The sequence below is a fragment of the Siminovitchia fortis genome (assembly GCF_007681465.1).
Taxonomy (GTDB): domain Bacteria; phylum Bacillota; class Bacilli; order Bacillales; family Bacillaceae_C; genus Siminovitchia; species Siminovitchia fortis.
The window spans coordinates 132,657-150,876 of record NZ_VEKZ01000001.1 but is presented as its reverse complement, the minus strand read 5'-3'; the positions used below and the strand labels follow the sequence as shown (position 1 = coordinate 150,876).

At 44.4% G+C, this 18,220-nt stretch carries 20 protein-coding genes; 14 read left to right on the top strand and 6 right to left on the bottom strand.

What is annotated here, in order from left to right; translation table 11 throughout:
• Positions 1–37: 37 nt before the first annotated feature.
• The 9 genes from ccpN (at position 38) to FS666_RS00795 (ending at position 9,027) form a co-directional block, all read left to right on the top strand.
• The gene (gene ccpN / locus FS666_RS00835) at positions 38–676 is read left to right on the top strand and encodes a transcriptional regulator CcpN (protein WP_120068552.1); all 639 of its coding nucleotides are present in this window, start codon (positions 38–40) and stop codon (positions 674–676) included.
• 24 nt (positions 677–700) lie between these two features.
• Positions 701–1,507, top strand: a complete 807-nt coding sequence (locus tag FS666_RS00830) for a pyruvate, water dikinase regulatory protein (protein WP_186306425.1) — start codon at positions 701–703, stop codon at positions 1,505–1,507.
• Between the two features lie 246 nt (positions 1,508–1,753).
• Positions 1,754–2,203 carry a YaiI/YqxD family protein gene (locus FS666_RS00825; protein ID WP_235870247.1) on the top strand — a complete coding sequence of 150 codons (450 nt, stop codon included), beginning with the start codon at positions 1,754–1,756 and terminating at the stop codon, positions 2,201–2,203.
• A gap of 26 nt (positions 2,204–2,229) precedes the next feature.
• Complete coding sequence (gene dnaG / locus FS666_RS00820; RefSeq protein WP_120068547.1) at positions 2,230–4,038, top strand: DNA primase; 1,809 nt, start codon at positions 2,230–2,232, stop codon at positions 4,036–4,038.
• A gap of 34 nt (positions 4,039–4,072) precedes the next feature.
• On the top strand, positions 4,073–5,203 hold the full coding sequence (gene rpoD / locus FS666_RS00815; protein WP_120068544.1) for an RNA polymerase sigma factor RpoD: 1,131 nt from the start codon (positions 4,073–4,075) through the stop codon (positions 5,201–5,203).
• A 298-nt stretch (positions 5,204–5,501) separates the two neighbouring features.
• Positions 5,502–6,644, top strand: a complete 1,143-nt coding sequence (locus FS666_RS00810) for an acyl-CoA dehydrogenase (RefSeq protein ID WP_144460184.1) — start codon at positions 5,502–5,504, stop codon at positions 6,642–6,644.
• Positions 6,645–6,788: 144 nt separating this feature from the next.
• Positions 6,789–7,145: a cytochrome c550 gene (gene cccA, locus FS666_RS00805; RefSeq protein ID WP_144460186.1), complete on the top strand. Its 357-nt coding sequence runs from the start codon at positions 6,789–6,791 to the stop codon at positions 7,143–7,145.
• Positions 7,146–7,208: 63 nt separating this feature from the next.
• Positions 7,209–7,907, top strand: a complete 699-nt coding sequence (locus tag FS666_RS00800) for a tRNA (adenine(22)-N(1))-methyltransferase (protein WP_144460188.1) — start codon at positions 7,209–7,211, stop codon at positions 7,905–7,907.
• 1 nt (position 7,908) lies between these two features.
• Positions 7,909–9,027 (top strand): Nif3-like dinuclear metal center hexameric protein, encoded by a 1,119-nt coding sequence (locus FS666_RS00795; protein WP_144460190.1) that lies wholly within the window; start codon positions 7,909–7,911, stop codon positions 9,025–9,027.
• 42 nt (positions 9,028–9,069) lie between these two features.
• On the opposite strand, the gene FS666_RS00790 is transcribed toward FS666_RS00795, so the two are convergent.
• Positions 9,070–10,026: a 4-hydroxy-3-methylbut-2-enyl diphosphate reductase gene (locus FS666_RS00790; RefSeq protein WP_144460192.1), complete on the bottom strand. Its 957-nt coding sequence runs from the start codon at positions 10,024–10,026 to the stop codon at positions 9,070–9,072.
• Between the two features lie 118 nt (positions 10,027–10,144).
• Positions 10,145–10,705, bottom strand: coding sequence for a VrrA/YqfQ family protein (vrrA, locus tag FS666_RS00785; protein ID WP_390614502.1), 561 nt, complete (start codon positions 10,703–10,705; stop codon positions 10,145–10,147).
• A gap of 219 nt (positions 10,706–10,924) precedes the next feature.
• On the opposite strand from vrrA, the gene FS666_RS00780 reads away from it, so the two are divergent.
• Positions 10,925–12,241, top strand: a complete 1,317-nt coding sequence (locus FS666_RS00780) for a DEAD/DEAH box helicase (RefSeq protein WP_144460194.1) — start codon at positions 10,925–10,927, stop codon at positions 12,239–12,241.
• 29 nt (positions 12,242–12,270) lie between these two features.
• Positions 12,271–13,176, top strand: coding sequence for a deoxyribonuclease IV (locus FS666_RS00775; protein WP_144460196.1), 906 nt, complete (start codon positions 12,271–12,273; stop codon positions 13,174–13,176).
• Positions 13,177–13,219: 43 nt separating this feature from the next.
• Here FS666_RS00775 and FS666_RS00770 read toward each other — a convergent pair whose 3' ends face one another.
• Entirely contained in the window at positions 13,220–13,468 is a 249-nt protein-coding gene (locus tag FS666_RS00770; protein ID WP_390614532.1) for a DUF2624 domain-containing protein, read from the bottom strand.
• A 156-nt stretch (positions 13,469–13,624) separates the two neighbouring features.
• Here FS666_RS00770 and FS666_RS00765 point away from each other — a divergent pair, with 156 nt between their 5' ends.
• From FS666_RS00765 to FS666_RS00755, 3 genes are read left to right on the top strand one after another with little or no spacing between them, the layout of a single operon-like run.
• Positions 13,625–14,362, top strand: a complete 738-nt coding sequence (locus FS666_RS00765; protein WP_144460200.1) for a metal ABC transporter ATP-binding protein — start codon at positions 13,625–13,627, stop codon at positions 14,360–14,362.
• 23 nt (positions 14,363–14,385) lie between these two features.
• On the top strand, positions 14,386–15,237 hold the full coding sequence (locus tag FS666_RS00760) for a metal ABC transporter permease (RefSeq protein WP_144460202.1): 852 nt from the start codon (positions 14,386–14,388) through the stop codon (positions 15,235–15,237).
• A 9-nt stretch (positions 15,238–15,246) separates the two neighbouring features.
• Positions 15,247–15,675 carry a Fur family transcriptional regulator gene (locus tag FS666_RS00755; RefSeq protein ID WP_144460204.1) on the top strand — a complete coding sequence of 143 codons (429 nt, stop codon included), beginning with the start codon at positions 15,247–15,249 and terminating at the stop codon, positions 15,673–15,675.
• On the opposite strand, the gene FS666_RS00750 is transcribed toward FS666_RS00755, so the two are convergent.
• The 3 genes from FS666_RS00750 to FS666_RS00740 all read right to left on the bottom strand — a co-directional run bounded on the left by FS666_RS00750 (position 15,672) and on the right by FS666_RS00740 (position 18,163).
• The gene (locus tag FS666_RS00750; RefSeq protein WP_120068514.1) at positions 15,672–16,256 is read right to left on the bottom strand and encodes a 5' nucleotidase, NT5C type; all 585 of its coding nucleotides are present in this window, start codon (positions 16,254–16,256) and stop codon (positions 15,672–15,674) included. The two genes, FS666_RS00755 and FS666_RS00750, sit on opposite strands and share 4 nt — an antisense overlap.
• Before the next feature lie 319 nt (positions 16,257–16,575).
• The gene (gene ispG / locus FS666_RS00745; RefSeq protein ID WP_186306430.1) at positions 16,576–17,688 is read right to left on the bottom strand and encodes a flavodoxin-dependent (E)-4-hydroxy-3-methylbut-2-enyl-diphosphate synthase; all 1,113 of its coding nucleotides are present in this window, start codon (positions 17,686–17,688) and stop codon (positions 16,576–16,578) included.
• A gap of 130 nt (positions 17,689–17,818) precedes the next feature.
• A complete protein-coding gene (locus FS666_RS00740) occupies positions 17,819–18,163 on the bottom strand; it encodes a protein YqfZ (protein WP_144460208.1) in 345 nt (114 codons plus the stop codon).
• Between the last annotated feature and the right edge of the window lie 57 nt (positions 18,164–18,220).

The window sequence follows — 18,220 nt, the reverse complement described above, 5'->3', positions numbered from 1 at the left end:
CTAATTCTAATAAGTATGTCTCATTTCATGTCCATAGGTGGTGAGCACGATCGAACTCAGCAAAAGACAGGATAGAATATTGGAAATCGTCAAGGAAAACGGCCCGATCACGGGTGAGCACATCGCAGAAAAACTGAACCTGACACGGGCTACTTTGCGTCCGGATCTGGCCATTTTGACAATGGCCGGGTATTTGGATGCAAGACCAAGAGTGGGATACTTTTATACAGGGAAAACCGGAACACAGCTGTTGGCCGAAAGCATGAAGAAGCTGACAGTCAAAGATTTTCAGTCAATCCCTGTAGTCGTCAATGAAAATGTTTCTGTTTATGATGCCATTGTCACTATTTTCCTGGAAGACGTCGGAACCGTATTTGTAACAGATGACAAGCATCATCTGGCGGGGGTATTATCCAGGAAAGACTTGTTAAGGGCAAGCCTTGGCAAGCAGGAGTTATCAACATTGCCGGTTAACATTATCATGACAAGGATGCCCAATATTACGATGTGTGAGAAGGATGATTTGTTGATTGACGTTGCCAAAAAGTTGATCGATACACAGATTGATGCAGTTCCCGTGGTAAAAAAGACGGATTCTGGTTATGAAGTAATAGGCAGGCTTACGAAAACGAATATAACAAAAGCGTTTGTGGCGCTTGCAGAGCAAGAAGGTTAGTTGACATGACGGGAGATGATAATCATGACGGAACCGATGATATATGTAGTGTCAGACTCCGTGGGCGAGACTGCCGAACTTGTTACAAAAGCGGCATTAAGCCAATTTTCCGGGCCGAATGCCGCGATTAAACGCATTCCTTATGTTGAGGAGCCGGAAAATATCGATGAAGTCATTTCATTGGCAAAGATGAACAACGGAATCATTATCTTTACATTGGTCAAACCGGAAATAAGAGATTATTTGGTTGATAGAGCGCGGGAATCCAACGTTCATGCCATCGATGTTCTGGGGCCGTTAATGAGAACATTTGAGGAAACGTTTGATAAGAAACCGCTGAACGAGCCGGGTCTCGTACGCAAGCTTGATGCGGACTATTTCAAAAGAGTGGAAGCAATTGAATTTGCTGTTAAATACGATGACGGGCGGGACCCAAGGGGGCTGCTCAGGGCGGATATAATATTGGTCGGGGTCTCCAGGACATCCAAAACACCGCTGTCGCAATACCTCGCCCATAAGAGATATAAAGTGGCAAACGTTCCTGTCGTACCTGAGGTGGACCCGCCGGAGGAATTATTCAAAATAGATCCGGATAAATGCATAGGCTTAAAAATCAGTGCGGAAAAGCTCTATGAAATCCGCCGGGAAAGATTGCTGACATTGGGGCTTGATGATAATGCCATTTATGCGAATATTGAAAGGATCCGCCGTGAAATTGAGTATTTTGACAGGATTGCCGAGAAAATCGGATGCCGCATTATTGATGTAACAAATAAAGCGGTTGAAGAAACGGCCAATATCATTATCAACTTTAAATTAAATAGCCATTGAGCGCTTACGCAGCGCTCTTTTTCGTGACAAATTTTTTCAATCCCTTTCACTGGGCAAATTCGGCAAAATACGCTATAATAAAAATTTGCGTTTATGGAAATTAAAAGGGTTAGAGTTGCGGGTAAAGGAATACAATATTTATTGTGATTATATTTAACCCTGTCACCCAATTTTAAAAAAGGGATTAAAAATAAGAAGGAATCTGCGGAGGGATGCAGAATAAATAATTATGCCCATAAAAAAAGGGTGATATTTGTCGACGCGGATGCCTGTCCTGTAAAAGAAGAAATTTCTCAAATCGCGAAAGACCTGAAGCTGGAAGTGTTTTTTATTGCTTCATATTATCATAAGCCTTCCACTGTCAAAGAAGGTGACAATTGGACTTTTGTCGATCCGGACAGGGAAGCCTGCGACCTTTATATCCTGAACCATGCTAAAAGGGGAGATATCCTGGTTACACAAGATATAGGGCTCGCAAGCCTCGCGCTTCAAAAAGGTGTTTATGTCTTTTCACCCAGGGGAACGGAATACAAGGAAGAAACAATAGATACGGCGCTTGATTTTCGGTATTTAGCTGCAAAAGACAGGGAACGGGGGAAATTTTGGAAAGGGCCTAAGCCGTTTAAAGATGAAGACCGTCATCGATTTCTTGCAGTTTTCGATAATTTTTGTCGAAAAATGTTAATTAGTGAATAAAAAGTTATAGATGGGGATGTTTACAAGTGGCTGCAAGGATCCCAGAGGAAAAGATAAGCGAACTCAGGCAGTCTGTGGACATTGTCGATATTATCAATGAATATGTCCAGTTGAAAAAACAGGGAAGAAATTATTTTGGATTATGCCCTTTTCACAGCGAAAATACTCCTTCATTTTCCGTGGCACCTGAAAAGCAGATATATCATTGTTTTGGCTGCGGGGCCGGCGGAAATGTATTTAATTTTCTAATGGATGCCGAAGGCATCACTTTCCAGGAAGCAGCCGCCATTGTAGCCGATAAAGGGGGCATCCCCCTTCAGATCCAGAACACGGATAAAAGGCAAGATGACGGCTATCCTTCAGAGCACCAAAGAATGATTGACGCCCATGAGCTGTTGGGTAAACTATATCATCATTTATTGCTGAATACAAAAGAAGGAGCAGGTGCGCTTCAGTATCTTCTATCGCGCGGGTTTTCAACCGAGGGTATTAGAAAGTTCAAAATTGGCTATTCTTTGCCTGAATGGGATTTGGCCGTGAAATATTTAACCAAACGCGGTTTCGCGGAAGAAGAGCTGGAAAAGGCAGGACTGATTGTAAAAAAAGAAAATGGCGACGGCTTTTTCGATCGGTTTCGCAACAGGGTCATGTTTCCCTTGCTTGATGCAAAAGGCAGGACCATCGCTTTTTCGGCACGAGCTGTGGAAAATGATGATTCACCTAAATATTTAAATACCCCGGAAACAGCCATTTTTAATAAAAGCTCGCTTCTATACAATTACAATGGAGCACGCAGTGAAATCAGGAGACAGGGATATGCGGTCTTGTTTGAAGGATTCGCCGATGTCATATCCGCTGATCAGGCCAATGTGAAAAATGGCGTCGCAGTCATGGGGACATCCTTGACGAATGAACATATTCGTCTGCTGCGAAGGCTGACAGACACAATCATCCTATGTTTTGATTCGGACCAGGCGGGGATTGAGGCCTCTAACCGTGCCGGCTCATTGCTTGTTGAACAAGGAATGGAAGTAAAAGCGGCTATGCTCCCAAAGGGAACGGATCCCGATGACTATATCCGAAAATACGGGGCTGAAAAATTCCGGGCGGATGTAATAGGGAATGCACTGGCATGGACAGCTTTTAAACTTCATTATTACAGATTCGGAAAAAACCTGCAAAATGAAGGAGAAAAGCTGAAGTATATAGAAGAAGTCATGAATGAATTGAGCAAGCTGGGCAATCCCATTGAAAGGGAGCTGTATACCCGGCAGCTGGCTGAGGAATTCTCACTTTCACTGGAAGTGCTTGAGGACCAGCAAAAGAAGCTTGTTCAGGCGGAAGGGAAAAAGCAGCAGAAGCAAACCGGCGGGTTTGCCCAAGTCCCGAAAAAGAGACAAAGTGTGCTGCCGGCCCATTTGACAGCGGAAAGGATGCTGCTGGCCAGGATGCTTCGGGACGAGGAAGCTGCCTATCGAATTATGGAAATGCTTGGAAATCAGCCGTTTTACTATGATGAACACCAGGCAATTATCACTTATTTATTAAGTTATTACGCTGCAGGGAACGATCCGGATCCATTGCTTTTTCTGGATCATCTTCCTGATAAAAAGCTGCGGGCCGTTGTCACCGAAATCGAAATGATGGCGGTGGACAGCGAAGACAGTGAGCAGGAATTAAAAGATTGCGTCAATTATGTGTTGAATCATGCAAAGTTGTTAATGATAAAAGAAAAACAATCGGAACAAAGAGAGGCGGAGCGAAGCAATAATGTCCAGCGGGCATTGGAAATTGCTCAGGAAATCATTTCTCTCCGTAATTCATTAAGTATTTAACCGGGTGCGCAAATGTTTGGAAGGAGGGGGACGTATGGCTGAAAAAGCACGTTCCAACGTATCAGAAAATGAACTAACCCTCGAGCAGGCAAAAGAGTCGTTGCTTGAACAAGGAAAGAAGCGGGGGACTTTGACATATGAACGCATTGCAAGCAATCTTGCCCATTTCGATCTGGATTCCGATCAAATGGATGAGTTTTACGAAATGCTGAGCCATCACGGGGTTGAGGTGCTCGAGGAAGACAGTGGTGAGGATGAAGATCCGGATGTGGATGAAATTGAAAAAGAAGACGAAGAAGAATTTGATTTAAATGATTTAAGCGTTCCTCCCGGAGTTAAAATAAACGACCCTGTCCGCATGTATCTAAAAGAGATCGGCAGGGTGGATCTTTTATCTGCCGAAGAGGAAGTGGAGCTGGCCGAGCGGATCGAACAAGGGGACGAAGAAGCGAAGAAAAGGCTGGCGGAAGCCAACTTGCGGCTTGTAGTCAGTATTGCCAAGAGGTATGTGGGACGCGGGATGCTGTTTCTAGATTTAATACAGGAAGGCAACATGGGATTGATTAAAGCGGTAGAGAAATTTGACCATAGGAAAGGTTTCAAATTCAGTACGTATGCTACATGGTGGATAAGGCAGGCCATAACACGCGCCATAGCAGACCAGGCAAGGACAATACGGATCCCTGTCCATATGGTTGAAACCATCAATAAATTGATCAGGGTTCAGCGTCAGCTGCTCCAGGATCTCGGCCGCGAACCTACACCGGAAGAAATTGCGGAAGAAATGGATCTGACGCCTGATAAAGTCAGGGAGATCTTAAAAATTGCCCAGGAACCCGTTTCCCTTGAAACGCCGATCGGCGAAGAAGATGACTCTCATCTTGGGGACTTCATCGAAGACCAGGAAGCCACTTCTCCATCCGATCATGCGGCTTACGAATTGCTAAAAGAACAGCTCGAAGATGTTCTTGACACATTGACCGACAGAGAGGAAAATGTACTCCGCCTCCGTTTTGGTCTTGATGACGGACGCACCCGGACATTGGAAGAAGTCGGCAAAGTCTTCGGTGTGACACGCGAGCGTATTAGACAAATCGAAGCAAAAGCACTAAGAAAGCTGAGACATCCAAGCAGAAGCAAACGTTTGAAAGATTTTCTCGAATAAATTAAGATACAATGCGCCTCCCGCAAATCCCGGGGGCTTTTTTTATTTAAATTTGAGACTTATTTTACTGAATCCATTTTGCTTTTGCAAACCGGGATTTTGGCTCCTTTTGTCGATAGATTTAAAAGAACTAAATATTATTATTTAAAAATAATATTTAGTTCTCTATATATACTGATGGTATGCCATAAAAGATATATTGAAATAGAAAAATTTATTTTTAAATAATATATGCTTGAGAAGGAAAAGAAAAACAGGATATAATGAAAGCGGATACAAAAGGCAGGAGGTGGGTAAAATGAATTTTGACTTAACTTCTGAACAAAGTATGATCAGACGGACAATCAGGGAATTTGCCCGTGAAGAAGTTGCCCCTGGAGCAGTAGAACGGGACAGGAACAGCGAATTTCCGAAGGAAGTATTTAAAAAGCTTGCCGATTTGGGGATGATGGGGCTGCCGTTTCCGGAGGAATACGGGGGTGCGGGAGCGGATACCGTAAGTTTTGCGATTGTAACAGAGGAATTAAGCCGGGTGTGCGCTTCGACCGGCATCACCTATTCTGCCCATATATCGCTTGGAGGTGCTCCTCTTTATATGTTTGGGACAGAGGAGCAGAAGAAAAAATATTTAGTCCCCATTTGCAGGGGTGATTCTTTGGGGGCATTCGGATTGACAGAACCGAATGCCGGCTCCGATGCGGGAGGGACTCAGACAACAGCGGTCCTGGAAGGTGATCACTATATTATTAACGGGAACAAATGCTTCATTACGAATGCTTCGTACGCCAGGCACGTGGCGCTGACGGCCATTACAGGAAGAAGGAATGGAGAAAAGCAAATAAGTGCAATAATTGTTCCCACCGGTGCGGAAGGGTTCACTATTATCAATCAATATGAGAAGATGGGATTGCATGCATCGGACACGACTGAGCTTGTTCTGGAAAATGTGAAAGTCGGCAAAGACCATTTGCTGGGAAAAGAAGGGGAAGGCTTTAAACAGTTTCTTAAAACGCTTGACGGCGGAAGAATCGGAATTGGGGCCATGGCTGTCGGAATAGCCCAGGGGGCCTACGATAAGGCCTTGCAGTATGTAAAAGAACGCAAGCAGTTTGGAAGGACCCTGTCCCAGTTTCAGGCCACACAATTCAAAATAGCCGATATGGCAATGAAAATTGAAGCGGCACGGAATATGGTATACAAAGCAGCGTGGCTGAAGGATCAAGGCAGGCCGTTTGCCAAAGAAGCATCCATGTGCAAGTTATTTGCTTCGGAAGTATGCATGGAGATCACAGATGAAGCAGTCCAGCTTCACGGCGGGTATGGCTATATGCGCGAATACGAAGTGGAGCGGATGATGAGGGATGCAAAATTATTGGAAATCGGAGAAGGCACGTCTGAAGTGCAGCGCATGGTTATTGCCAGGGAAGTAGGGTGTTATTAATGAAAAGCGCCATTTATATGTCCAAATATCGAAAAAAGTAAAAACTCGGCTGAAAGACTTTCCCTTCCGCTCATTTTCGAGTAGAATGTAGATGTTTGCATAATTTATATTTATCAACTGTTTATTACATAAGGAGGGTAAGTCATGAAACGCAATCCGCTTGTTCCGTATTATTTAATTATGGTTATAGGCCTTGTACTCGTTTTTTTCCTTGGAATTAAAGGAATTGGAGATGCTAAAGAAATCGCAAAAGAAAAAGAAGGCGGCGGCCAAGAGCAAGCCGAAGAATTCGATCCGGAGCAATACGCCCAAGGAACATGTATTTCATGTCACGGGGAAAATTTGGAGGGATCAGGTTCCATTCCAAGCCTTCATGGTACAGGACTATCCAAGGATGAAATAGCTGACATTCTTGCCAACGGTAAAGGCAACATGCCTGCCGGCCTGGTGCCTGCTGACAATATAGATCAGATGGCGGAATGGATAGCAAACCTGAAATAACTTATTATAAAGTTCTTTGCTAAAAGGCAAAGAACTTTTTTTATAAAGAGGGTGCAGTATCAGATGAACGAGAACCAATTGTCAAAACGGCTTCATTGTGTTGCCTCCTATATAAAAAAAGGGATGAAAATAGCGGATATCGGCTCAGACCATGCCTATTTACCATGCTACTCCGTTAAACAAGGCGCAGCTTCTTTCGCGGTGGCGGGGGAAATTGCGGAAGGCCCATTTCAATCGGCCAAAGAGCAGGTTGAAAAAGTCCGCCTGGGCCATCTGATTGATGTAAGGAAAGGCGACGGTTTGGAAGTGGTGCAGCCGGGAGAAGTGGACTGCATCGTCATAGCAGGCATGGGAGGTCCGTTGATAACCCAGATCTTGGATAAAGGCAAAGAAAAGCTGGCTGGCGTTTCAAGGCTTATTCTGCAGCCAAACATTGGAGCCGAACATATCAGGCGCTGGTTATTGCAAAATGAATGGGAACTGATAGACGAACAAATTTTGGAGGAAGACGGAAAAATTTATGAAGTGCTTGCTGCCGAGCGGGGAACTCCATACAAACCGTATAATGAGAGTGAATTGCTTCTGGGGCCTTTTTTGCTTAAAAAGAAGAATGCGGTCTTCGTCAAAAAATGGTCGTCCGAGCTTAAGGGGTGGCAGAACATATTAAACAGCATGGATAAAGCAAAGGATCGGCCGGAGACGGAGGAGAAGAAGCGTGAGTTGTTGAAAAAAATTGCAATTGTTGAGGAGGCATTGAGTTGAAATGAAAAAAGTGAACGGCTTTCAAGTCATTGAAATGTTGGAACAGTTAGCCCCCAAAAAGTTTGCAATGGAAGGGGATCCGATCGGTTTGTTGGTCGGCACATTAAACAAAAAAGTTTCCACGGTGATGACGGCCCTTGACGTATTGGAAAATGTTGTGGACGAAGCGATTGAAAAGAATGCGGAGCTGATCATTGCCCATCACCCTGTCATTTTCCGCCCATTAAAAAGAATCGGACTAGACGAACCGGGGGGGAAATTGATTGAAAAGCTGATCAAGCATGATATTGCCGTCTATGCAGCACACACTAACCTGGACGTTGCCAAAGGCGGGGTAAATGATATGCTTGCAGAGGCCCTGCAATTGAAAGACACCTCTGTGCTCGTGCCTACATATGAAGAAAAAATGAAAAAGCTTGCCGTCTTTGTCCCGGTAGAGCAGGCAGATCAAGTTTTGGAGGCGCTTGGAGAAGCCGGAGCTGGATTCATCGGGGAATACAGCCACTGTTCCTTTTCAACAATGGGTACGGGCAGATTTTTACCGGGAAGCGAAGCGAACCCTTTTATCGGTGAAAAAGGCAAAATGGAGGAAGTTTCGGAGATTAAGATCGAAACGATTTATCCGGAGTCCATAGAGAGAAAAGTTGTCTCGGCAATGATAAAGGCCCATCCTTACGAGGAGCCGGCATATGATCTTTACCCGCTTAGCCTCAAGGGAGAAGAGCTTGGACTTGGACGAATCGGCGAGCTTGCCGAAGAAATGACGCTCCGGGAGTTTGCCGTCCATGTGAAGGAAGCGCTTGATGTTCACGGCGTCCGGGTGATAGGCGACTTTAAGGCCAAGGTGAAAAAAGTCGCTGTGCTCGGAGGGGACGGCAACAAGTATTATCAGCATGCCAAGAGGAAAGGCGCAGATGTTTATGTGACGGGTGACTTTTATTATCATACCGGGCATGATGCGATGAATATCGGTTTAAATATCGTGGACCCGGGACATCATGTGGAAAAGGTGATGAAAAAAGGGCTTGCCAATTTGCTTGGACAACGGGCAAAGGAACTGGGGTATGATGTCACTTTCATTCCTTCCGAACCGGATACTGATCCGTTCAAGTTTATTTAAAAAAGCCAGGACACCTATCCGGTGTTTCCTGGCTTTTTGATTTTAGTTTATATTCAGTTTCGGTTTTCTTACCTTCGGCAAGATCTTCGTTAACGGTACTTTATTTTCACGGGTCCAAGTCTCAGGATCAAGCGGGTTGAACTGCTCGAGGAAGGCGGTGACTTCCTTGACAATCGGCGTTGGTGTGGATGCTCCGGCTGTTACTGCCACTGTTTCTGCACCTTTCAGCCATTCAATATCTATTTCTGAAACGTCTCCCACTCTATATGCCTTTGTGCCCGCAATCTCCTCTGAGACCTGGGCAAGCCGGTTGGAATTGTTGCTCATCGGGTCTCCAACAACTATCAATACATCTGCTTCACCTGCCTGTTCTGCCACAGCTTCCTGGCGGACCTGCGTAGCGAGACAGATTTCTTTATGTTTTTCGGCATGCGGGTATTTTTCCCGGACCTTTTCCATAAGTTGTGCCACATCCCACTGGCTCATGGTTGTCTGGTTCGTCACAATAATTTTATCATTGTTGATATCGAGTTTTTCGACATCCTCCAATGATTCCACAAGATGCACGATATGAGGAGCGACCCCCACAGCTCCTTCCGGCTCAGGGTGCCCTTTTTTCCCGATGTAAATGATGTCATATCCCTCACGCTCTTTTTCCCTGATCAAGTCGTGAGTTTTGGTGACATCCGGACAGGTTGCATCTATAGTGGTCAATCCTTTTTTCTTTGCCAGTTCCCGTACTTCCGGGGAAACGCCGTGAGCAGTGAAAATGACAGTTCCTTTATCCACTTTCTCCAGTATCGACTTTCTGTCCGGGCCGTCAAGTGTAATGATTCCGTCCTCGGCAAATGCGTCCGTCACATGTTTGTTGTGAACAATCATGCCCAAAATATAGATTGGACGCGGCAGAGTCTTGTCCAAAGCGGCATTACGTGCTATGACCATTGCATCAACTACGCCGTAGCAATATCCACGGGGTGAGATTTTAATAATTTGCATGTATATCCTCCTGACTATTGCCAGGCAAAAGCCTGAAACATTATGCCTCTAACACTATTATATAGAACTACTGGCGAAAAAGCCAACAGCCGTTCCAAGCTTGAACGGCTGATCAACACTATATATACAGCTTTGGCACTGATTCTCCTTTTTGGGCTGTGCTCATTTCATTCGAAGATTCCTGTTCGTGTTCCCCCGATTCGATCAAGGGCCTGCTTGAGCTTTCTAATTCTTTCTCCTCTTTTTCATTATCATCGGGACTGTCTTTAAAGCCTTTATACAGTTTCCACATCGCGGGAAGGTTACGGATTAGAGGGCCATATTGCTGAACCATCGGCCCGATTTGCTGGGCAGTCCTTAACACTTGCTGAGTGTTGTTTAAGAATGATTGGATGCCTCCGGGGTTGGTCAGTCCCTGTAAAAAAGAACCTCCGCCTGCTTGGGGAGCCCTTGCAAACATTCCTGCTGCAGATCTTCCCGCCTGTGCAGGAACTTGGCGTTGAAACAAACGGGATAACAAGCCGCCCCGGTCCATGCCTTGAGCAGGCGGCATTCCTGGCGGACCGAATAACCCCCCACCTCCTTGAGGGCCGGGAGGCCTGAACAACCCCGCGCCCCCCTGCGGGCCGCGTGGCCCGAACAATCCCATGGGCGGTCTGCCGAAATTACTTGGCTGCACGATAATACCTCCTTTCTTTTTCATCTATTCTGACAGGGTATGCACAAGACCAAATTATGTCCTGTTAGGCAAAATATCCGAAACCGTCGCCATTGTTGTAGTTGGTGTATGAATCAATTATAATAAAAGCTTAGCAGGGGATAGCCCTTATGAGCCTTGCGCCAATCGATGGCACAAGCCTGCAAGGCGCTTGCGCTTTTCTAAAAAAGGAGTGAGCCAATGGCTGTTTACAGTTTTGAAGAATACCGATTCAAGCCATATATTCATAAGGCATTAGGCCAGCTGGGTTTCCGGGAACCTACAATGATTCAAAGAAAAATGATCCCGCTTATTTTAAAAGGGCAGAGCGCCATCGGACAATCACAGACCGGATCAGGGAAAACACATGCGTATCTGCTGCCCATTATTCAAAGGATTGATCCCGCACGACGCCAAGTTCAAGCAGTGATTTTTGCTCCTACAAGGGAGTTGGCAAGCCAGATTTATCAGGAGGCTTTAAAAATCACTGAAGCCAATGAAGGCGAAGAGATTTCCGTGCGAAAATTTACAGGCGGAACGGACAAACAGCGTACGATCGAAAAGTTGAAACAGCAGCCGCATATCGTGATCGGCACCCCCGGCCGGATCCACGACCTTGTAAGGGAGCAGGCTTTATTTGTCCATAATGCTTCTGTTCTCGTTATTGATGAAGCTGATCTATTGTTTGATATGGGCTTTATTCATGACGTGGACCAAATTGCAGGCAGAATGCCGGAAGACCTTGAAATGTATGTCTTCTCTGCTACAATACCGGAGAAGCTGAAACCTTTTTTGAAAAAATATATGGAGAATCCAATATTTGAGCATGCAACACCAAACCGGCTGGCAGCCGAGCAGATTGAACACGTACTCGTTCCTTTGGGGAGCAGGAATAAAATCGGCCTTCTAGGTCAAATGCTTCGATCCATCAATCCCTACCTGGCCATCGTTTTTGTAAATACGAAGCAGATGGCTGACCAGGCAGCCGATCAATTAGCCGGGCAAGGGTTGAAAATCGGAAGAATCCATGGAGGTTTGACTCCGCGTGAACGGAAGCGAATGATGAAACAAATCCGTGACCTGGAATATCAATACATCATTGCGACTGATCTGGCTGCAAGAGGTATTGACATCCCGGGGGTAAGCCACATTATCAACTATGAGCTTCCGAAAGATTTGGATTTTTATATTCACCGTGCCGGCCGGACTGCGAGAGCTGGCAATCAAGGTGTTTCATATACAATATATGAGCCGTCTGATGAAGATGCGATTGTTCGGCTTGAGAAAATGGGAATTCAATTTGGCCATCAGGATGTGCGTGATGAAGAGTGGGTTGATCTTTCTGACCGAAACCGGCGAAAAAACAGGATGCAGCTGAAAGAAAAAGAAAGCGGCACTTCCAAAATTCATGTACGGAAGCCGAAAAAGGTGAAACCGGGATACAAAAAGAAAATGGCCGCCGAAATTGAAAAATTAAAAAGAAGAGAACGCCGTCTTCAAAGAAATAAAAAGAAATAATGGCCGATCAATGGAGAGGATGAGGAAGGTTGTTAAAAATAGGATCTCATGTATCGATGAACGGAAAGAAAATGCTTCTTGGATCAAGTGAGGAGGCAGTCTCATATGGTGCCAATGCCATGATGATTTATACAGGGGCACCTCAAAATACGAGAAGGAAGAAGATTGAGGAGCTGAACATCGATGCCGGTACACTGCATATGAAGGAAAACGGCATCGATGATCTGATTGTGCATGCTCCCTATATCATAAATATTGGCAATACGGTCAATCCCGCTACTTTCGAACTTGGGGTCAATTTCCTTCGGTCGGAAATCGAAAGGACGGCCGCGTTAGGTGCCAAACAAATTGTCCTTCACCCCGGTGCCCACGTAGGTGAAGGAGCCGACAAAGGAATTAACAAAATCATTGAAGGGCTTAATGAAGTATTGACAACAGACCAGGATGTGCAAATAGCCCTTGAAACAATGGCCGGCAAAGGCTCGGAGTGCGGCCGTTCGTTTGAAGAGCTGGCACAGATTATTGGCGGTGTGACACATAACGAAAAGCTGTCAGTATGCTTTGATACATGTCACACCCATGATGCAGGCTATGATATTGTGAATGACTTTGATGGTGTTTTGGAAGAGTTTGACCGCTTGATAGGCATTGACAGAATCAAGGTCGTTCACGTAAATGACAGCAAGAATGAGCGCGGTGCCCGGAAAGACCGTCACGAAAATATCGGATTTGGGCATATCGGTTTTGATGCCCTGGACTATATTATCCATCACCCGCAGCTTTTGGAAGTACCAAAAATATTGGAAACTCCTTATGTAGGAGCAGATAAGAAAAATAAAAAGGCACCTTATAAACATGAAATCGACATGATCAAAGGCCGGAAATTTGATGGAGATCTACTGGATAAAATTACCGGAGAATTGACTGTAAAGTAATGGACAAGCCTGCAAAAGCGGGCTTTTTTCCCTTTCCTGGAGACTATTTGGTGAATTGGATAAATAAATGATTGATTTCCTTGGCTGTTTTCGGTCCTGTAATTTTTGCGATTTCCCGGATAATCTTTGACCGCACATTATCATCAAACAAATCGAAATTTTTTCCACGCAAATAAGCTGCAATTTTTTCAGCCTGGCGCGCTGTCAGTTGAATGTTAAATTCACCGGCATATTTCAGCAAATCCTTCCCTGTAATCATATTCATCTTATAATTCACCATATTTTTGATCATTTTCACTTTAAAAACCTCCTTTACCAATACTTATGTGGGATGTCTGTCTGCTGTGCCTTGAAAAAAGGTTTCAGCCATTTACAAAAATGAAAAGTTCCTGTATACTTTTTATTTGTAAATAGGAATGATTCCTATTGGAAAAGGAATGGATAATCAATGATTAGTGAAAAAGTCATAGAAATAAAAAACATCAGTTTTCAGTACGATCGGGAAATTGTGCTGAATCAAATACATTTAACTGTCCCAAAAGGGTCCTTTTTGGGCATAGTTGGCCCGAATGGCTCCGGAAAATCAACACTTCTGAAGCTCATACTCGGCTTATTGCGCCCTGACGAGGGAGAGATTTTATTATTCGGTGAAAAGCAATCGAAATTCAGGCAATGGGAACGCATAGGCTTTGTTTCCCAAAAAGCGAATTCCTTCAATACCGGCTTTCCGGCAACTGTGTTTGAAGTTGTAGCCAGCGGATTGACAGGCAAAATCGGCTTGTTCCGTTTCCTTCGTCCCAAACACAAAAGGGAAATTATTCAGGCAATCGAACAGGTCGGAATGAAAGAATTTATGTATAGGAAAATTGGCGAACTTTCCGGGGGGCAGCAGCAGCGTGTTTTTATCGCCAGGGCAATCGTTTCCCGCCCTGAAATTCTTATTCTTGATGAACCGACTGTAGGCGTGGATGCAAAGAATGTCCAATCTTTTTACAAAATCCTTAAATCTTTGAAGGAACAACGTGGAATCACCCTACTGATGGTTTCCCATGATATCGATGCATTGTTAAGCGAGGCCGACCATGTCGTCTACTTAAACAAGCGGGTACAGTTTTACGGAGATACAGACGAATATAAAAGTATAAGAGGCGAAAGGTTTCCCTTGGTTGACCAGCACGGTTCTTAGATTAATAAAGGTGGATGTTGATTTTGATTGCAGCGATATATGAATATGAATTTTTGCAAAATACTTTTATTACCGGGCTTTTGATCGGATTGATTGCACCATTGCTCGGGACATTTTTGGTCGTGCGAAGGCTTTCCCTTATCGCCGATGCCTTGAGCCATGTCACGCTGTCCGGAATTGCAGCAAGCCTTTATCTCAGTAAAACGACTGCTTTGTTCGCAGGATTCAATCCGCTTTTTTTCGGCATGGGATTTTCCGTAATCGGCTCGATATTGATTGAACGTCTCCGGACTGTCTATTCGCATTACCAGGAGCTGGCCATTCCGATCATCCTGTCGGGCGGTATTGGGGTCGGAGTCATTTTTATTTCCCTTGCTGATGGATTTAACACGGAATTGCTGAACTATTTATTCGGGAGCGTCAGCGCGGTGTCCAGGACGGATTTATGGGTCATTGCCGCTATAAGCATTTTTGTAATTGGCATTGTGATTTTTCTTTACAAGGAATTATTTTTGCTGTCTTTCGATGAAGAACATGCCAAGGCTTCCGGCATTCCATCCAAAGTGATCCATTTTATTTTTATTATCATGATTGCACTTGTCATTGCCGCTTCCATGCGCATTGTCGGGGTATTGCTTGTTTCGGCATTGATGACTTTGCCGGTTGCTGCCGGTATGAGGGTCGCAGGAGGTTTTAAAAAGACCATCTTTATTTCGATCCTGTTTGGTGAAACGGCCGTAATCGGGGGACTGGTCAGCGCCTATTACCTTGACCTTGCGCCCGGAGGAACGATTGTTGTCATTTCTATCGCCATATTGCTTGCAGCTATTCTTTATAAGCGCATCTATCATAAAGTACAGCTGAAATTTCATTGAGGTGATATCATGCATATTGCTGAAGCCATCCAAATGGTAAAAGACAGCGGGTATAAATTGACGGATAAACGGGAGCAGATGCTTGGCATATTTGCCGGCAATAATAAATATTTGACTGCAAAAGAAATTTTGGAATTGATGCAGGGGATTTATCCGAGGGTAAGTTTTGATACCATTTACCGTAATTTGTCCCTGTTTTTGGAACTCGGCATCCTTGAAGCAACAGAGCTTGCAGGAGAGAAGCACTTCCGCTATACGTGCGGGAAAGGCGAGGGGCATCACCATCATTTCATTTGTTTGAAATGCGGGCGCTCCAAAACGATTGATGCGTGCCCGATGTCCTATGTAACAGAAGATCTACAGGGGTATGATATAGCGGATCATAAATTTGAAATATACGGCAAATGTCCAAAATGCAAAAAAGAAGCCGCAAGTTAGGCTTCTTTTCTGATTTTGTTTCCAAACACATTCTCAACCCATTTCTCAGCTTCGTGCCAATTGTGGACCCTGATGACATCTTTAGGGGCGGGTTTCCGGTTATATGGGGTATCGAATAAAATGACGGGAATACTGAGCTCTTCTGAAATAGCGACGGCATTATCATGCTTATCCTCAAAAAATAGTTCAACGCCATGCTTCTTTGCAGTGGAGACCTTATCATGTGTTCCAATCAATTCTATATGGTCGAATTTTAGTTCATGCTGCCGGAACCAGGATTCAGTAACATCATACAGTGCATTTCCTCTTGCGCTGATAAAATACAGCTCGTGCTCGTTACTCCATTTTTGAAGAACCCGCCTTGCACCGGCTGCAATCGGAGATTCCGCATATATTTTAGGTTCAGTACTCATAAACCATTGATATAATGCCTCTTCAGGAATATCCAGGCATTTATTGAGTTCGTATTCTGTCAGGTCATCCAATGTAATGTTCAGGTTAAATGATTCATTTATGAATGGTACTAGCGACGTAGGGCATGTTACTGTCCCGTCAATATCAATGCCGAACCTTCTATGCATACAAAATGACTCCTTTACTGTTTTGTAAAAAAAACTGTTACAATATATTGTAACATACATTCCTCATTCTATAAGAGCATGCAAAAAGCACGGTCTTTTTGACCGCGCTTTTCTTTCGTTTAAGGAATTGTAAATCGCTTGGGTTGTGAATAACTTACTTACATATTGTGCATTGTCCAGCTCCAGCGCCTATCGACTAGCATACTTCACGCTTCTTCCTACGATAAGTCAACATCGGCTCCTTCGTCGCCGTGTTTCCTTTATCTCGTCAGAAGCGCTCCAGTCTGTACGTCGATTAACAGGCGCTTGCGCTTTTCTTTTAAACTTTTTGCTTCTCGGCTTCTTTTCTTTCTTCCTCTTGCTTTTTAAAGTATTCTTCAGCCATTATATCGATTTCTTTTTTGAGTTCTTCAACCATTGTTTCTTCAGGAACTTTGCGGACAGTTTTCCCTTTTTTGAAGAGGAGCCCTTCACCGCGTGCTCCCGCAATTCCGATATCGGCTTCGCGCGCTTCCCCGGGTCCGTTAACGGCACAGCCAAGGACTGATATTTTCAGCGGCGCTTTGATTTTTTGGATATATTCTTCCACTTCGTTCGCGATGCTGATCAAGTCAATTTCAATCCGTCCGCATGTCGGGCAGGAGACGAGTGTTGCAGCATTGGAAATGAGGCCGAAATCCTTCAGCAGTTCCCTTGCCACTTTGACTTCTTCAACAGGGTCGGCACTTAATGAGATTCTCATCGTATTGCCAATGCCTCTGCTTAGAATGGCACCAAGGCCGGCAGCGCTTTTTACTGTTCCTGCAAATAATGTTCCGCTTTCCGTAATTCCCAGATGGAGCGGATAGTCGAAAGCCATGGCTGCTTTTTCATATGCTTCGATAGCCAAGTTCACATCGGAAGCCTTTAACGAAACGATGATATCGTGAAAATCGAGGTCTTCAAGAATTTTAATATGATGCAGTGCACTTTCCACCATGCCGTCGGCTGTAGGGTAGCCGTATTTATTTAAAATATGCCTTTCCAAGCTTCCGGCATTGACGCCAATCCGGATTGGTATCCCTTTTTCTTTTGCCGCTTTTACAACAGCTTCAACTTTTTCCCTTTTTCCGATGTTGCCAGGATTGATCCGGATTTTATCAGCACCGCCTTCGATCGCTTTTAATGCAAGGCGGTAATCGAAATGAATATCGACAACCAATGGAATATTGATTCTTTTCTTGATTTCAGAAATAGCATTTGCCGCTCTTTCGTCAGGGCAGGCCACCCGTACGATTTGGCATCCTGCTTCTTCAAGGCGCGCAATTTCTTTTACTGTCGCGTCCACATCATGTGTTTTTGATGTTGTCATGCTTTGGATGATGACTTCATTGCTGCCGCCAATCGTCAAGTTTCCCACTTTTACGGGGCGTGTTTTGGAACGATGTATGATTGTACCCAAAGGTCATTCTCTCCTTTATAAAATATAGAGGCACCTGCCTCTATTTTTAAATCAATACAGGTATCTCACCCTGTTTATTGTATCAATCTTTGCTTAGTATTGACAATAGATTGGCTGTATTTTAGCCATCCTGCCGGCTATAGACAGGAAATTTATATTTCTTATTGGTTTGTATTTCATCAGGCTTCACGCCATTATTCAATTCCTTAAAGTCTTTAATCAGCTGATCGATCGGGACAGGAAGGGGGCCATCATGAATTGATTCCGCTATCGAAATGATTGTATCGCCGGACTCCGCCTTTTTTTCTTTGTAGGGCATTGTATTGATCTGTTCCGGTCCGGTGGAACTGTTCATTTCAGATGCTGCAGTGGCAGCTTGGTCAATTGGCAATGTCCCAATTTTTAAATCGTAATAAATGCTGTACATAAAAACGGCGACTGTAATAATTGCTGCGACTTTTTTCAAAATAGATCCCGCCTCTTTATTAAGATGTCCCATATATATGAGACCGAGACGGGCTTT